The 17,509-nt window shown below is 36.1% G+C and carries 10 protein-coding genes; 7 read left to right on the top strand and 3 right to left on the bottom strand.

What is annotated here, in order from left to right:
* Positions 1–253 precede the first annotated feature (253 nt).
* Positions 254–2,629, bottom strand: coding sequence for a phosphoenolpyruvate synthase (gene ppsA / locus DO88_RS10095; protein WP_033039204.1), 2,376 nt, complete (start codon positions 2,627–2,629; stop codon positions 254–256).
* 157 nt (positions 2,630–2,786) lie between these two features.
* On the opposite strand from ppsA, the gene ppsR reads away from it, so the two are divergent.
* Complete coding sequence (gene ppsR, locus DO88_RS10100; protein WP_007583184.1) at positions 2,787–3,596, top strand: posphoenolpyruvate synthetase regulatory kinase/phosphorylase PpsR; 810 nt, start codon at positions 2,787–2,789, stop codon at positions 3,594–3,596.
* Between the two features lie 63 nt (positions 3,597–3,659).
* On the opposite strand, the gene DO88_RS10105 is transcribed toward ppsR, so the two are convergent.
* Positions 3,660–5,009 carry a class II 3-deoxy-7-phosphoheptulonate synthase gene (locus tag DO88_RS10105; RefSeq protein ID WP_008134407.1) on the bottom strand — a complete coding sequence of 450 codons (1,350 nt, stop codon included), beginning with the start codon at positions 5,007–5,009 and terminating at the stop codon, positions 3,660–3,662.
* An 857-nt stretch (positions 5,010–5,866) separates the two neighbouring features.
* Between DO88_RS10105 and DO88_RS10110 the strand changes: the two genes are divergently transcribed.
* Positions 5,867–6,742, top strand: coding sequence for a DNA replication terminus site-binding protein (locus DO88_RS10110; RefSeq protein ID WP_007378806.1), 876 nt, complete (start codon positions 5,867–5,869; stop codon positions 6,740–6,742).
* Between the two features lie 67 nt (positions 6,743–6,809).
* Here the strand turns inward: DO88_RS10110 and DO88_RS10115 are convergent, their stop codons facing one another.
* Positions 6,810–8,024, bottom strand: a complete 1,215-nt coding sequence (locus tag DO88_RS10115) for a hypothetical protein (RefSeq protein WP_007378807.1) — start codon at positions 8,022–8,024, stop codon at positions 6,810–6,812.
* A gap of 774 nt (positions 8,025–8,798) precedes the next feature.
* On the opposite strand from DO88_RS10115, the gene DO88_RS10120 reads away from it, so the two are divergent.
* From DO88_RS10120 to DO88_RS10140, 5 genes are all read left to right on the top strand, one after another.
* Positions 8,799–10,037 carry an AAA family ATPase gene (locus DO88_RS10120; RefSeq protein ID WP_007378808.1) on the top strand — a complete coding sequence of 413 codons (1,239 nt, stop codon included), beginning with the start codon at positions 8,799–8,801 and terminating at the stop codon, positions 10,035–10,037.
* Positions 10,038–10,052: 15 nt separating this feature from the next.
* A complete protein-coding gene (locus DO88_RS10125) occupies positions 10,053–11,015 on the top strand; it encodes a transcriptional regulator (RefSeq protein WP_033039201.1) in 963 nt (320 codons plus the stop codon).
* Between the two features lie 423 nt (positions 11,016–11,438).
* Positions 11,439–14,585 carry a DEAD/DEAH box helicase gene (locus DO88_RS10130; protein ID WP_033039199.1) on the top strand — a complete coding sequence of 1,049 codons (3,147 nt, stop codon included), beginning with the start codon at positions 11,439–11,441 and terminating at the stop codon, positions 14,583–14,585.
* 1,129 nt (positions 14,586–15,714) lie between these two features.
* Positions 15,715–17,181: a DNA recombination protein RmuC gene (gene rmuC / locus DO88_RS10135; RefSeq protein WP_033039196.1), complete on the top strand. Its 1,467-nt coding sequence runs from the start codon at positions 15,715–15,717 to the stop codon at positions 17,179–17,181.
* Positions 17,182–17,284: 103 nt separating this feature from the next.
* Positions 17,285–17,476 carry a DUF3185 family protein gene (locus tag DO88_RS10140; RefSeq protein ID WP_007378812.1) on the top strand — a complete coding sequence of 64 codons (192 nt, stop codon included), beginning with the start codon at positions 17,285–17,287 and terminating at the stop codon, positions 17,474–17,476.
* Positions 17,477–17,509 lie beyond the last annotated feature (33 nt).

The following is a 17,509-nucleotide window of genomic DNA, read 5'->3' as shown; positions in this document are numbered from 1 at the left end:
CCCTAGATTGAACAAATTTCAATCCACAAAGATCAACACGCCCTTAGCCTTCACTTATATTTTTTATGGCGGGTTTATTGTGTTTTTCGTTTTACTACCCTAAAGCGCGACATTACTTATCACTTTGTCAAAAGGCGTTAACTAAATCATGTGCTTATTTAGATAAAAAATTAGCCCGTTAACTTACTTTTAATTGGGTATAAAAAAAATGCCAGCAATACATTGCTGGCATATTTTATAGCTTACCTATTTATTACTTTGCTAATTTTTTAGCTAGGTATAACCATGTTTCTATTACTGTGTCTGGGTTTAGTGAAACAGAGTCAATGCCCTGCTCTACTAACCATGCTGCAAAGTCTTCGTGATCTGAAGGACCTTGACCACAAATACCTACGTACTTGCCTTTTTCTTTAGCTGTTTTAATTGCCATAGAAAGTAGCTTTTTAATTGCTGGGTTACGCTCATCAAATAAATGTGCGATTAAACCTGAATCACGATCAAGACCCAGCGTTAACTGTGTTAAATCGTTAGAGCCGATAGAAAAACCATCAAACATTTCTAAAAATTCATCAGCAAGTAATGCATTTGAAGGCAGCTCACACATCATGATTACTTTAAGACCATTTTCACCACGTTTAAGGCCATGCTCTTCTAGTAATTCAATTACGCGTTTACCTTCTTCAAGGGTACGTACGAATGGGATCATGATTTCAATGTTTGCCATATCCATGTCGTTTCTTACGCGTTTTATAGCTTCACATTCTAGTGCAAAACAATCGCGGAAGTCTTCAGAGATATAACGTGCGGCGCCACGAAAACCAATCATTGGGTTTTCTTCTTCTGGCTCGTATTGCTGGCCACCAACTAGGTTTGCGTATTCGTTTGATTTAAAATCAGACATACGCACAATTACACGCTCCGGTGCAAAAGCACAACCGAGCGTTGAAATACCTTCAACCAGTTTTGTTATGTAAAATTCTACTGGTGATTCGTAACCGGCAATCATGTCAGTAATTTCTGCTTTTAATGCATCTGTTTGCGCATCAAAATTTAATAACGCTTTTGGATGAACGCCAATCATACGATTGATAATAAATTCAACTCGCGCAAGGCCAACACCTGCATGCGGTAAGCGTGCAAAGTCAAAGGCGCGATCGGGGTTACCCACGTTCATCATGACTTTCATTGGTAGTTCTGGCATTTTATCAACGCGTGACGTTAGTATTTCAAAATCTAAAATACCTTCGTAAATAAAGCCGGTATCGCCTTCGGCGCATGATACTGTTACTTCTTGTCCCGCTTTAATTAAATCAGTTGCATTACCACAACCAACAACTGCCGGAATACCAAGTTCGCGTGCAATGATTGCCGCGTGACACGTACGGCCACCACGATTTGTAACAATCGCTGCTGCACGTTTCATGATTGGTTCCCAATCAGGGTCGGTCATATCGGTAACTAAAATGTCGCCTACTTGTACCTGGTCCATTTCTTTGATTGAATCAAGAACACGTACAACACCGCTACCAATTTTGTGACCAATTGCACGGCCTTCAACAAGTACATTACTTGTGCCATTTAATTGAAAACGTTCCATTACGTTTGAGTCTTCGTTTGAGCGGACAGTTTCTGGACGTGCTTGAACTATATATAGTTTGCCGTCGTTTCCGTCTTTTGCCCATTCGATGTCCATAGGACGACCGTAATGTTTTTCAATGATTACAGCTTGCTTGGCAAGTTCTTGCACTTCTTCATCTGTAATCGAAAATTTATTAGAAAGCTCAGGGTCAACATCAACGATGTCTACTTGCTTACCATGTGCTTTGTCTTCTGAGTAAATCATTTGTATGGCTTTAGAGCCAATATTACGACGTACTACTGAAGGTTTATTTTTAAGGAGTGTTGGTTTATGAACATAAAATTCATCAGGGTTAACCGCGCCCTGTACAACCATTTCACCTAAGCCGTAGCTTGATGTAATAAATACAACGTCTTCGAAACCAGATTCAGTATCGATACTAAACATTACGCCAGATGCTGATTTATCTGAACGTACCATGCGCTGTATACCTGCTGATAACGCAACACCACGGTGATCGTAACCTTGGTGAACACGATATGAAATTGCGCGGTCGTTAAATAATGAAGCAAATACGTGTTTAATAGCGACCATGACTGAATCGATACCGACAACGTTAAGGAAAGTTTCTTGTTGGCCTGCGAATGATGCATCTGGCATATCTTCAGCGGTAGCTGATGAACGTACTGCAAATGAAACATCTGCTGCAGTATCACCATGGAGTTGGCTATATGCGTCGCGAATGGCTTGATCTAGGTTTGGTTGGAATGGTGTGTCGATTATCCATTGGCGGATATCGGCACCGACTTTAGCGAGTGTATTTACATCATCAACATCAAGTGTATCTAGGATGTCATGAATTTTGGCGGTGAGTCCTGATTGATCTAGAAACTCATTAAAAGCATCTGCGGTAGTTGCAAAACCACCCGGTACTTGTACACCAGCGTTTGCGAGGTTTGAAATCATTTCGCCAAGTGACGCGTTTTTACCGCCAACTCGAGGAACATCTTGCATACCAAGCTTTTGATACCAGAGAACGTATTCTTGCACGGATCTTTCTCCAAAAAAAACAAATTGTAGGTCTAACTGTGAGAGTTAAGAAAGAAAACCTTTTATAAAGGTCGTCATCATTCTACACTGGCAACAGTCCTCACGTAAACCGTGGGAAACCCATTTTAGGGATTTAAACGCAATAAAAAGGTTAATTATGAGAACTGCTTTTTATATATCAGATGGAACAGCAATTACTTCAGAGGTGTTTGGGCATGCGACTTTGTCGTTGTTTCCTATCGATTTTAATCATAAAACAATTCCATTTGTAGAAACTGAAGAAAAAGCGCACGAAATTAAAGCTTTAATTAATGCAACTGCTGCAAAAACAGGTGAAAAGCCTTTCGTGTTTTTTACTTTTGTGAATCACAATTTAAGTGAAATTATAAAATCGGCTGATGCAGTTACGTATGATTTTTTAACTACGTATAGCGAAAAAATAGAAAAAGAACTCAATGTAGCTCCTGTTCCAAAAATGCATCGTACGCATTCTATCCACGAAAAAAGTTATGATTTTAGAATTGATGCGGTTAACTATGCTCTTATGAATGATGATGGCGGAAATATTAAAAACTTTTCCGAGGCAGACATCATTTTAATTGGCGTTAGCAGAAGTGGTAAAACACCGACAAGCTTATACTTAGCACTGCAGTACGGCATTAAGGCGGCTAACTACCCCATTACAGAAGAAGATTTAGATAATGAAGGTTTGCCTAAATGTTTAGTCCCTTATAAACATAAGTTATTTGGACTGACGATTGACCCTGAGAGGCTTGCGGCTATAAGGCATCGACGTATGGCTAACTCTAAGTATGCTTCAATTAAACAGTGCCGTATTGAGGTGCGCGAAGTGGAAATGTTGTATAAGCGTCACAAAATAGCTTACTTTAATTCTACGCATCATTCTGTTGAAGAAATTTCTGCAAAAATACTTATAGAAACAGACTTGGAGCGACGTAAGTACTAACTTACTCATCAAATTTGAAATAAAAAAACCGCAATTAAGCGGTTTTTTTAGTATTAACAAATATTATTTACGTGCGTCTTTTAGTAAATCTGCGACTAAAAAGCCTAACTCTAATACTTGGTCGGCGTTAAGGCGTGGATCACACTGTGTTTTGTAACGCTGCGCTAGATCATCGTCAGATAAACCGTAAGCACCGCCGGTACACTCTGTTACGTGCTGACCTGTCATTTCTAGGTGAACACCACCTGCATATGAACCTTCTGATTTGTGTACAGCGAAGAACTGACTGATCTCACGCATGATATTATCGAAGTTACGCGTTTTGTAACCTGATGTCGCTTTTTCAGTATTGCCGTGCATTGGATCTGAGCTCCAAATTACTTTACGGCCTTCTTGTTGAACTCTTCTTACTAGCGCTGGGAGTTTTTCTGGCAGTACGTCTGCACCCATACGCGTAATTAGCGTTAAACGACCAGGAATGTTATCTGGGTTTAATGCATCAATTAAACGAATTAGGTCATCTGGGTCCATACCTGGGCCAACTTTAACACCAATTGGGTTTTTAATGCCTTTAAAAAATTCAATATGTGCATGGTCTAGTTGACGAGTACGTTCACCAATCCAAACAAAGTGAGCAGAACAATCGTACCAATCACCCGATAAATGGTCGCGACGAGTAAGCGCCTCTTCGTAACCAAGTAATAAAGCTTCGTGAGAAGTGTATAAATCGGTTTCTTTTAAGCTTGGCGCAATTGTAGAGTTAATTCCGCACACTTCCATAAACTCTAGTGCGTCTTGAATTTTATCTGCAAGTTGTTGGTATTTTTCTTTAAGTGGATTTGCAGCAACAAAGCCCATGTTCCAGCGGTTAACCTGGTGAAGATCGGCTAGGCCACCTTGTGCAAATGCACGTAATAAGTTTAACGTAGCGGCACTGTGATGATAAGCCGTCATTAAACGTTGTGGATCCGGTATACGTGCTTCTTCAGTAAACTCAATATTATTAATGATGTCGCCACGGTAAGATGGTAAAGACACGCCATTAATTGTTTCTAAGTCTGCTGAACGAGGTTTAGCGTATTGACCAGCCATACGCGCTATTTTAACTACAGGGCATTTACCGCCGTATGTTAATACAACTGCCATCTGTAAAATTGTTTTGAATGTATCGCGAATGTTAGCTGCATTAAAATCGCTAAACGACTCTGCACAGTCACCACCTTGAAGTAAAAATGCACGGCCTTCGCACACATCTTCAAGTTGTTTAAATAAGCTTCTTGTTTCTTCAGCAAAAACTAAAGGCGGAGCCGTCTTTAATTGGCCTTCTACTGATTTAAGTATTTCTTGATCTGGGTACTGTGGTTGCTGCAGTATTGGCAGCTCTCTCCAGCTATTTGGGTTCCACGATTGCATGTTCTTTCCTCATTCCTACATTACCTGATAAGAAGAAATTACCGTATGCAGGCCCCTATGTTCAAGGACTAAATTCACTATTTACCAATTATTTAGTTATGAGTTAAGTATAATAGTAATGTTATTTAATCCATGTGGTTATATAACATACACTTTAGTTTTATCTTTAATAAACTAAAGTGTTTAAATACAAGCAATTATAGAGCGCTAATTGCAATTTTAGCGCATTGAGAATAAATAGAGCATAAGGGTTTATTATATGTAACTTAATGAAGAACACATCATACTTAAATGATGTGTAATGTAGTCTTAACTTTACAGTGAAATTTAATTAATAGTTAGCAACTACTATGTGCAGGCATTAATGTATGATATAGCGGGTGTTAATCATTTATTTGCATAGTAAAGTATTCACAAACAGAACTAGATTCACAAGCGCCAAAACGTAAAGGTGTGGTACGCAATTTACGTTTTCTCTACCAACACGATAGTGTTTATCATGATTAAAAACCCAAATGGTAGAGATATCTTTAGAATGATGCTGAAGTTAAAAACTTTTATATTTAGTCTCATTACCGTGTTACTAATACGATATAAGTTCGTTTAACTCACCTTCCCTACTCTTAGTTAATCAGCCAATTCAGAACTAAGCGCATTAACTGGTTGATGTAATACAAAGATCTAATATGTAAAGTTTAATTCTTTGTTTAGGGATTTCACTTTAAACAAAGAACACATCATACTATATTTGAGTAATAGATAGAAATTAGCACTGAGTAGACTTTATTATTTATTTGGACAAGGCAAAGTGCATGTAATAATATTGGCCTAGTAAGATGTGTTCTTTGAGGTGTGTAATGGTAACTAAGGTACAAATTAGAAGTCAGTTTGATTTAATGAACGAGTTAACTTTAAGGTTAATTGAAGAACTGAAAGAGTGTGAATTTTCCAAAGCAGAGTACTATCAGTTACCTGATGTTAGTAGTATAGATGAAAGTAAAGTTCCAGAATCTATAATCGTTTCTAAAATATCGGGCGCTCCGGCTCAAAAAGCAATCCTTCACTCCTTTTCTGACATTTATAAAAAATCGGGCTTAAGCAGTCGTGTTTTAAAAAGGCACCCAGGCTTGCTTGTTATTAAAAATGCAGATAAACATGCTTTAAATAATCGTATAGCCCAAGTGAATAAAGCTAAAGCTACATTTAAAGAATGTATTTTAGCTATTGATAGCAACGATGCGCGATTTGAAGCTGTTCACAATGCTATACCAAATTTAATAACGCTTGCTGCATATCGTAAAATTCATAGTGAGAGTGAATCCCCATTTTCAGTTAGGTTTACCTGGATGCACAAACATGCAACAAAAACACTTACTAAAAAAATGGCACTAGAGATGCTCGATAAATCGGCCGGTTATCGAAACCCAAGAATGATCGATCAGCAAAAGTGGCAATTACTTGTAGCTCAAGAACAAGCACGAGTTGCTAGTTTAGGTGAAAAAGAAAAACTACGAATACGCCGCCCTACTCGCGTAAGTCCCCAAGTAAATGTAAGATACACGGCACAAAATAGATATCACGTTAGTGCAGCATTGCCATTTATCTTAATTAATCCGGAACCCGATGTAAAACTTGGCATATTACAAAACTATGAAAAACCATTAAGCCATCCACGCAAACGAGATTATGACTTTTTAGTCAACAGACTTTACTTAGAACAAGTAGATAAATGATTATGTTAAAAAGGCCACATTAAGTGGCCTTTTAGGTAGTTTATTGGATAATAAAATAAATTCGTTGCTATTTTTCTACTATCTCTTCAATTTTATCTTCATCTATCAAAACCGCATTTTCAACAATGCGTTTACCACCTTGAATCTCAATACGTTTGTTATGCTTATTTAATGTCAGTATTTCGTCACAAAATTGATCAGATGGATGCATCTCATATGTGTAATCAATAATATTACCAGTTTTGTCATCTTTGACGTTTGTAATGCTGTATTCTGATATAGCACCTTTTTCAATCAAATCTTTCATTGTTGTTGTCATATCACGGCGTAATGCTTTTAATTTATTCTCTGTAATATTGTCAGTAGAATAAATAGAACCGTACTTTTCCATAATAGAAAGCAATCTAAAATGATATGTTTTACCTGGAGCAGCATATCGCCAAAGATGGTACAAACGAAGCATCATCCAACGCGATAATCCCCGTTTTAATTCTTGTGCGCTATTAAAGTAATACCCTTTGTATTCAAGGTTATCAATCATGTTATGAACAAATGCATTTAAACAAGCTACACATTTAACATTGCCGCCTTGACCTTTTTTCCCACTAAAATGTAGTGACGATAAAAAGTTCATGTTTGATTCGTAAAAGGAATCATCAATGTCAGTGTTTTTTGTATCTGTTGCCGAATATTTAAACGAAAGTTTAGAGCCTTGTAATGCTTCAAGTGATTCTTTAATTGCAGGATACGGCATTGATTGCCCTACCGCTTTGAGTTCTTGCGCTAACTCGTTCATAGAAAATACCACGGCATATTGAATACCGGACTTAAAATTAATTTTTACTATTTTACCTTTTGAAGCCAAACGAATTAAGGCTCGCTCTACTTTTTCTTCTCTATCTGATGGCCAAACCAAATATTCTACGTCTTCGCCATCTTTACGAGTACTCACAACAGCAGGTGTTATTTTTATTTCGCCATCGTATAAAATACCGTCCACTTTTTCTGATATTTTACGTGTAATGATTGTTTTTTTCGGTGCTTCTTCAAGCGGCAATTTCTTATGGCCAGAACGAACAAAGCGTCCCCATAAATCATAGTGATTAAACGTATTTGAATAAGCACGTAATCCATGAGCAGCATTTTCAATAGAAATGCGAACATCTTTATTATCTGTAAATAGTGCTAAACTCTCGTTATCAATTGCACTTTCCACCCCGTGAATTTGGCCTCTTAGTGTATCAGGCAAGTTATCTACCGAGATGTTGACCTTTCGGCTCATTGTTCTTATTTCCATTTTTATTGCGACAGTTAATAACAACACATAAAACAAGAAAAGTTAAATGTTTAAGTTAGTATAAAAGTGATCTGACTTTAAATAAAACATTCAGATCACTTTTATACCAACTGTTGTCAATTTTTGGTGTTTTCAGATCATTATTATACTAACAAGTGAGTTATAAATCTCTTTTTTACTAACTCAGCTATTATTTTGTCCAGTGTAATTGATATTTTATTAAATTAAACACGACAAATTACGCCTTTAAGTAATTCTCCTGTGGATAAAGCAATATCGAGTTAGAATAGATCTGATCTGTACTTACTACAGATCAGATCTATACTAATTCAATGCCCCTTTTATCTAGTAGACCCGTGCATAACTTTATAATTTACTTAGTAAAAATCGGATCTCAAGAGGTGTTTTTGTTCATAACTTAATGAGTAAGCTGTGCATAACTATATATCTCAATTAGTCCTTAGTAAAAAGCTGATCTGAGTGTTAATAAAGATCTGATCTTAACCAAGTATAAAGGTGATCTGCTTTTTTTAATATTATTCATATTTATCATCAAGTTATATGCTAATTATACACCCTTAACCTTTATTACCTTATATATTTAACCACCTTTAAACTTCTTTATTTATACTAAGCAATATTAATGATGTAAAAATATTATTAGATGTCTTCTTTTTAAAATGCATGTCGCCATAAATAGTTGTTTACAGCAAATTGAATGGACATTATACTTACTGCCTAACTTTGAGGAAGGAAAGTATGTCTATCAACAATAATGCGCTAAATACCTATCGACTCTTAAAAGCGACTGCTGAAGTTGCAGAAAAGTCATTAGAAGGACGTATTCAACATTATCGCGCTCATCTTAAATCCGAAGAAAAAGAGTTAAGAACATACACCCAAAAAGCAGCAGCCGATTTACTAGGTTGTAATAATCGTACCTTAAAAAGACGCCATGATAATGGTGATTTTGATGATTTAAACATAAAACGCGGTGCAAATGGCCATTATGCTTACACACTTGTAAATATTTTTGCAATGGCTGATATTATGGATATCAAGCCTGATCACCGCACTAGCGACGACAAACTTCAAGTTATTGTTATAAACTCCCTCAAAGGCGGTTGTGGTAAAACAACCAGTATGGTTAATATTGCAGCGGCACTTGCTACAACCAATATTAAACGTTATCGCATTGGTATTATTGATTTAGATCCACAAGGTTCATCATCTAGCTTCTTCCCCTCTAGCGAACATGATCCAATTACTGTTGGTGATTTAATGCGCGATTGCATAGATCTAGACGAAGGCGAAACATGGCCTGAATTTGTATCAAACTCATTTTTACCTACGCATATTCCAAATATTCGCGTTTTACCATCGGGTATGGATGACTTTTATTTTGAGCACGAAACTGCCACTTTATTAAAAGATACTTCAAATTATGAGCAAACTCGCCATTATCATAAGTTATTAGAAAAAGTAATCGAGCCGGTTCAAGATGAGTTTGATATTTTACTTATTGATACAGCTCCAACTCTTAACTTTATGTTTTATAATGCATTAATGGCATCTACAGCGATGCTTATTCCTGTTCATCCTGAAGCTGTCGATTTTGATGCAAACAATAAATATCTAAAAAGGTTAGGCGAGATTTATCATACTGTTGCTGCGCTTGGACATGAAGGTTGGGACTTTATGCAGTTTCTTGTGACCAATTATGTAAAAGGTAACCATTCACAACGCGATATTGTTAAAGATGTTCGAAGTGCATTTGGCCGCCAAGTAATGAGTTACCCAATTAACCACAGTTCTGCAATTACAGCGAGCTCTTCATCTTTTAATACTATTTTTGATCAAAAAGCGTCTGATAGTTTAGCCAGTCGTGAATCGCTTATGCGTGCACAAGAAAACATTAAAGATGTTGTTGACGAACTTGAAATGCTAATTCGATCTAATTGGCAATCCACACAATCAAAATTAAATACGCCTAAGTAAGGATGTTAAATAAAAATGGCTAAAAAACGTAAAAATGACACCCGCTTAGATCCATTTGCAACAGCTGTGGGCAGCAGTAGTCTTGATGCATTACTAGAACAAGCGAATGCTGGCGATGTAATTAGAATGCCTGCACCGAGCGACCCTGCTCGTCAAATTACGCTTGTTTGTAAAGTGATCGCACATGCTGATATTGAATCTACCACTGGTGTATATGGCAAAAATCGTCGCGTACAGGCACTTCTGAACGAAAAGTCAGTATCAGATATTCTTCCTGCAATTAGCGATGATGGTCGAAATCAGCACCCTGCTTTGCTTTGGGATCAAGGTGACAAAAGTTTAGTGCTTGCAGGTTCACGTCGTCGTATGGCCTGTATTCTAGGTAACGCTGATTATTTAGTGCTTAGCTCAAGTGACTTTACTGAACAAGATGCAAAAATTTTGGCTGTTTCATCTGATCAATACATAGCACCAAGTTTATGGGAGTTAGGACAAGCTTATCAACAAACTAAAAATGAATTAATTGAACAAGGTAAAAAAGGATCTTACCGAGAAATAGCTGCTCTTGAAGGTGTTTCGCATACTGCCATTGCAGATGCAATTAAAGCCTATGAACAAATACCAGCTGAGGTTATTGCGCTTTATCCTACGGCTAACCATGTTGGTAGAGAAGTTGCTAAAAAGCTTGTTATTGCAAAGGAGCGTGATCCTGAGAGCTTTAATCAGTTGGTTGAAGAGCTAGCAAGTAACAATGACATTAACGCGATTACAAGCGACGACAAGCGTGCAATCGCTGTTACTAAATGCTTAACAGCTGAACCGCAAACTACAGTAAAACGCGAAGCTGTTCTCGAAAATGATTTTGTTTCACTTCAACGAAATCTTAAAAGTGGCGATGTTTCTATAAAAATAAACAACAAAGTGATGACAGACAAGCGCTTAGAGCAACTTACAAAGCTATTAAGTGCTTTTAATTAGTTAGTAAAATAGCGATCTATCCAGTTTGTTTTGTTAGTTAAATATTGATCTGCAATATTATTTAGTTAGTATAAATCTGATCTGTACACGCCGTTAATGTGCTTATTTAGCCTGTTTTATTGCGTAGATCATTTTTTTACTAACTATTCGCCTCTTTTTTATCTATTCACCATATGTTTTAAAAAGTGTTAGTAAAATTCTGATCTAAAAGCGCTCTAACTATTATTTAAGTTGTTTTTATTTTTTGAATCAGCAACATTTTGCAATTTATTCAACAAAATCCATTCTAAATTTAGTTATAAACCGATTTTTTACTAACCAATCAACTCCAACCAGTTTATATTGCGTTAATATAGCTTTAGCTCAGAGCGCATAAGGCATATACTGGCAGAATTATTTTTAAAAACTAATCCTTAGAGTGACATGTCTGCTAACTTATCAAAAAATGATTTACTGGCTATTTTTGAAGAAATTAAAAATGAGCAGGCTACTCAGTTTCCTCTTTCAGAACGCTTTATAAATAAGCTGTTTCGACCCAATGTGCTAGCCAAAGGTAAAGAGTATTACAAAAACGGAAAAATCAGTTGGTTAGAGCATACTTCTAACTTTTCTGTTGTTGATTCAACTGTGCAAGGTGATAACGGTACACCGTTCAATCAGCGTATAGAGATCAGTAAAATACCAACTGGTTATTCGGTTGATACACATTGTACGTGTAATATAAAAACTAAATGCCGTCACCTAGCAGCAATTTTATTAAAACTAAAAATAGAGCACTCTGGTGAATACGGAGAAGATTACTTTATTAATGATTGGTTTAGTGAGTTAAGCGCACTCAAAAGCGCCGAGCAAACAATACCGTCGCAAGTTTTACTCTTTGTATTAGATATTGAAAATAACAAAGTATTTTTATCACCTAAAATAGCTAATTATGATAAAGATCAAAATTACACATTAGGTCGTAACCTTACCGATCAGCAACTTAATAGCTTTATAACCCCGAATGATTTACTCGAAAGTGATTTTAGACTTTATAGTTGGATCCGTTCACAAAATGCTGTAGGTAATATTGAACTCAAAGGTTTATGGGGTTTTAATGCGTTGCAACAACTTATTGCTACAGAACGATTATTTTTACAACGCTCTCGTGTTGCAATTAAGCCACAAAGTGCCCAAGCGCTGAACTTTAATTGGAAACAAGAAAAAGATTTAACGCAGTTGGGTATTAATTTAGAGCAAAGCAAAAATTGGGCACTGATTAAAACAACGCCACCTACATACATAGATTTAGATTATTTAAAAATAGGGCGTATACGTACGCCATTAAGCGCTGATGAAATCGCACATTTGCAAACAATACCCGCTTTACATAGTGCTAACTTCGATCGAATTTATAAGCAGTTAGCAGATAATTTTGGTGCGGGCGTTATACCACATCCAACAAATTCACAAACAACGCTACCTAAAGCAGCTAGTAATGCTGTTTTAAAAGTAACTACGGGTGAACAAGGCTTAACGCTTTCATTGTTATTTAAGTATAAAAACAAGAATTATTTAGCAGGTGCAGCGCCTGCTAGCTTAATAAACAATGCGTTTGAAAATACCGTTAAAAATGAATTAGTGAATTTAGGTTTTGAGTTTTGTAAAGGGGGTTTACAAAGTGAGTTTGTTTTTACCAAGCAGTCCCCTATTCATTTACATTGGCTTACCTATGAAGTATTTCCAAGTTTTAAAGAGCGCGGTTGGAAAGTAGCGATTAGCAAAATGACAGTTGCCAATCCACAAAGCGAAGTTACACTTTATGCGAATAGAGCCGCAGGGCATCAAATGCATTGTAAAGTATTACTTAGTGGTGCAAAAGCTGCGCTACTTTTTAATAATGAAGATTTAACTTATCAATCATTAAATCGTCAAAGTGAGCTATTTCATTACTATCCAATGGGTCGTCAATTTGGCGTTATCAATAAATCAGCTATTAATTTACTAACTGAATTTAAGCAACGCTTTGAGTTTGTAAAAACAAGAGACGAATTTAATATTCCGCTTTCGTACTTGCCTGAGCTTGTAAAACACACCGCAATAAATGTTGAGCTTCATGACGACTCTTTAGAGCTTTACTTACAAGAACTAAATAATACCGACCACGCTATGCCAAAGGTATCTTTACATGGCTTAAATGAGTCGGTAGAGCTTAGAGAATACCAACAACAGGGCGTTGATTGGTTAAGCTTTTTAAAACGTCATAAGCTTGGTGGTATTTTAGCTGACGATATGGGTTTAGGGAAAACACTGCAAGTGATTGCTTTTTTAACTAGCACGTATAATCGTCCGCAAGCTGGCCCTACTTTAATCGTGTGTCCGACAAGTTTGGTGAGTAATTGGGAAAATGAAATAACTAAGTTTGCTAAAGGCTTAAAAGTGACAACTATTTTTGGTTCTCATCGAAACGAGCCACTACAGCACCTTGCTCAATCGCAATGCATACTGACAACTTATCCGCTGTTAAAACGTGATATAGCATATTACTCGCCATTATATTTCGAAAATATAATTCTCGATGAAGCGCAATACATTAAGAATGACACAGCACAAGTATCGCGCTTAGTTAAACGACTTAATGCTGATTTTAAGTTATGTTTAAGTGGTACGCCAATCGAAAATAATTTACTTGAGCTTAAATCTTTACTCGATTTTGCTATGCCATCATTACTTGGTTCACAAGCCCATTTTAAGCAACATTTTCAAACTCCAATTGAACGTGAAGCTGACATGGAACGTGCTGAACAGTTAAAAGCGTTGATTATGCCTTTTATATTGCGCCGTACTAAAGCGCAAGTAGCTCAAGAGTTACCTGAAAAAACAGAGATAACAAAAGAGTTTGAGTTTGAACCTAAACAAAAAGAAATGTATCAGGGGATTACACGCTCTCTTGAAGAAAAGTTAATAGACTTATTTGCAGAGCAAGGTGTTCAAAAAAGTAAACTAGCCTTTTTAGAAGCATTATTAAAGCTTAGGCAAATTTGTTGTCACCCTAAATTAATAGAGCCTGATACGCAAGCTGGCTCTGCTAAATTAGAATGGCTCACGACCCATTTACCATTGATGCTGAGCCTTGGTCGTAAAGTAATTATATTCAGCCAGTTTACTTCGGCACTCGACTTAATTGCTAAGCGCCTAGATGAAATAAATATAGATTTTAGTCTACTTACAGGACAAACTCGCCATCGAGATAAAGTAATTGATGAATTTACTAGCGGTAAAACATCGGTATTTTTAATTAGTTTAAAGGCCGGCGGCACAGGTCTTAACCTTACACAAGCCGATACAGTTATTCACTTTGATCCATGGTGGAACCCTGCTGTAGAAAAACAAGCGACTGATAGAGCTTACCGTATTGGCCAAACTAACCCTGTGTTTGTATATAAACTCATAATGAGTAACTCAATTGAGCAAAAAGTATTTAAAATGCAAGAAGATAAGCAAGCTTTAGTTGATGCATTATTTACTGATAAATCAATGAGTTTTACCCAGTTTGATGAACAGCAAATGTTGTCATTAATAAAAAACTAGAATCTTTTTTGAACTTAATTAATTAAAGTGCGTCTACTACTTTGCTTGTTGTTAAATTGCAGTTTACACAAGCGATAATGTTGATTTCCCTATTTAGTTACTAATTTTAGTAATGATTGAGCCAGCCCATTTTGAGTTGGCTTTTTTTATGTCTAAAATATAGTGTTAAGCAGTTATTTTAAAATTTTTTATTTTTTTATGAACTTAATTTAAAAACAGGCGTCTACTATTATGCTTGTTGATTAATTGCAGTTAATACAAGTTTTATGTTGATTTCCCCTATTTGATTACTAATTTTAGTAATGATTGAGCCAGCCCATTTTGAGTTGGCTTTTTTTATGTCTAAAATATAGCGCTAGCAGTTATTTTAAAATTTTTTATTTTTTTATGAACTTAATTTAAAAACAGGCGTCTACTATTATGCTTGTTGATTAATTGCAGTTAATACAAGTTTTATGTTGATTTCCCCCTATTTAATTACTAACTTTAGTAATAATTAAGCCACTTCATTTTGAACTGGCTTTTTTTATGGTCAAAATTCATCATTTAAATATTATTTAAATTTTTTTGAGTTTTTACTGAACTTAATTTAAAAACAGGCGTCTACTATTATGCTTGTTGATTAATTGCAGTTAATACAAGTTTTCATGTTGATTCCCCCTATTTAATTACTAATTTTAGTAATAATTAAGCCACTTCATTTTGAACTGGCTTTTTTTATGCCTAAAATTTGCCAATTCCAATCAACCACTACTCAGATAAACGAATTTGTACCAATCTGCTTTGGTATGAAGTGATTTAATTCGTTCAGTTGTTCAAATACTTATGCTGATTGGTATCACTGAAAGTTATTAAATTATTTTTGAATTAATTACTTCATTTACCGGTCTACTGTAATACCTGTTGTTATACAACTTAGCCAAATAATGTAATTTATTTTGGCAAATGCGTATTTAAGTTGCAGCTTGCTCGGGTACATGTTGACTTTCCCTTTGATTACTTAATTTAGTAATATTTAGCCAGCTTATTTGAGCTGGTTTTTTTATGTCTGTAATTTCTTTGCTCCTCTACTTCTATTGCTTGTTATTGGTTATGATGGCATGTCTCTAAATCTTATAAGTTTATTTTTATGCTCACTCAAATACTCACTAACATCGATTGGTTAAGTGCAGGCGCTGGTGCTATTTTAGGTATTGTATTTTATGGTGTTATATCTGCGCAGCTTCGCAAAAAGCTACACCTAAAAATAAGCGAACAACAACAACAGCTTTCACTCTTACAAAATCAGTTTGATAATAAAGAGCTACAATACAGCACCTTACTCGAGGACCACGAACTACTCGAACATACTCACCAAGAGCAGCGCGATGAGGCGCAGCATTTTAAAACGCGTTTTAGCGAACAAGAAAAACAAAGCATTCAATACAACCATTTTTGGCGCAAAGCCGAAGACGAGCTTACAATGCTTCGTGAGCAATATAATCAACGCGATGTTGAGTATAATAATATGCGCACCACCCTTGAGCAGAAACAGCAAAGCTTTAGCGAGCAACTCGCGCAAATTGAGCAAAGTAAAAATATGCTCAAAAAAGAGTTTGAAAATCTAGCCAATAAAATTCTAGAAGAAAAATCACAAAGCTTTAAAACCTTAAATCAAGAAAGCATTGAGCAATTATTAAAACCAGTTCAAGGCGAGCTAAAAGGTTTTAGAGAAAAAATGGAATCAATACACGTTGAAGATATAAAGCAACGGACCGCGCTAAAAACTGAGCTACTGCATTTACAAGCCAAAAGCCAAGCTATAACAGATCAAGCCGACAAGCTCAGTAACGCGCTACAAGGGCAAAAGAAGACCCAAGGTAATTGGGGGGAACTCATGCTCGAAAACGTGTTAGATAGCGCAGGCTTACGCGCAGGTGTTGATTACAAGCGCGAAGTGTCGTTTAACACTGAAGATGGCCGCTTACGCCCTGATGTAGTTGTGTACTTACCACAAGGACGCCACTTAGTTATTGATGCTAAAACATCATTAAATGCTTATACACGCTACGTAAATGCTGAAAATGAGTTAGATGCTAATCAAGCGATTAAAGAGCATGTAAATGCGGTTACAGCACGTATTAATGAGCTTGCGAGTAAATCTTACGACCGTTTGCCTGGTATTAACTCGCCAGAAGTGGTGATTATGTTTGTACCAATAGAATCAGCTTTTGTTGAGGCGCTTAAATATCAAAGTGATATTTACCAACAAGCAATCGAAAAAAATATATTAGTAGCCACCCCCACTACCCTGCTGACTAGTTTAAATATTGTTAAACAGCTTTGGCGTTTTGAAGAGCAAACCAAATATTCAAAAGAGTTGGCAAATCGAGCTGAGCGTTTTTATAACAAGCTCAATGGTTTTTTATTGAGTATGGAAGGCGTAGGTAAGCAGCTTGATAAAGCGAAAGAAAGTTACGACAAAGCGTTCTCGCAATTATACCGTGGTAAAGGTAATTTAATTAAACAAGCATCAGAGTTTAAAGAGCTTGGTGTATCGGTACAAAAAGAGTTACCTAGTGAGAGCGTTGAACGTGCTCAATTAGAGCTCGATTAAATTATTTTAAGTGTTTTGACTTAAAATAAAAACTTACCTTAAGTTTTAAAGCACACTTAAGTAAATATTATTAAATAATGTACGTTAGAGATTAGAGGTGTTTATGAGTAATAAGATTATAGGTATTGTTTTAATCGTTATAGGTATCGCTTTAATTATGTGGGGATATGACGTGTATGATGCGGCGGTTTCGCAGTTAAGCCGTGCATTCAGTGGTGATACACCAATAGAAGCATGGGCGGGTATTATTGGCGGTGCCATCTGTGTATTAATTGGCATTAAAAAGCTTAAGTAATATAAAATACAGTGTATTAGTTCAGACAAGATC

The sequence above is a fragment of the Pseudoalteromonas sp. S3431 genome, from assembly GCF_000690035.1.
Taxonomy (GTDB): domain Bacteria; phylum Pseudomonadota; class Gammaproteobacteria; order Enterobacterales; family Alteromonadaceae; genus Pseudoalteromonas; species Pseudoalteromonas fuliginea.
Note: the sequence above shows the minus strand (reverse complement) of the source record. Positions and strands in the feature narration are given on the sequence as shown.

Excerpts from the sequence above, each read along its gene's own strand:
- ppsR (WP_007583184.1), top strand. The coding sequence starts at position 2,787 with ATGAGAACTGCTTTTTATATATCAGATGGAACAGCAATTACTTCAGAG.
- DO88_RS10105 (WP_008134407.1), bottom strand. The coding sequence starts at position 5,009 with ATGCAATCGTGGAACCCAAATAGCTGGAGAGAGCTGCCAATACTGCAG.
- DO88_RS10110 (WP_007378806.1), top strand. The coding sequence starts at position 5,867 with ATGGTAACTAAGGTACAAATTAGAAGTCAGTTTGATTTAATGAACGAG.
- DO88_RS10115 (WP_007378807.1), bottom strand. The coding sequence starts at position 8,024 with ATGAGCCGAAAGGTCAACATCTCGGTAGATAACTTGCCTGATACACTA.
- DO88_RS10120 (WP_007378808.1), top strand. The coding sequence starts at position 8,799 with ATGTCTATCAACAATAATGCGCTAAATACCTATCGACTCTTAAAAGCG.
- DO88_RS10125 (WP_033039201.1), top strand. The coding sequence starts at position 10,053 with ATGGCTAAAAAACGTAAAAATGACACCCGCTTAGATCCATTTGCAACA.
- DO88_RS10130 (WP_033039199.1), top strand. The coding sequence starts at position 11,439 with ATGTCTGCTAACTTATCAAAAAATGATTTACTGGCTATTTTTGAAGAA.
- rmuC (WP_033039196.1), top strand. The coding sequence starts at position 15,715 with ATGCTCACTCAAATACTCACTAACATCGATTGGTTAAGTGCAGGCGCT.
- DO88_RS10140 (WP_007378812.1), top strand. The coding sequence starts at position 17,285 with ATGAGTAATAAGATTATAGGTATTGTTTTAATCGTTATAGGTATCGCT.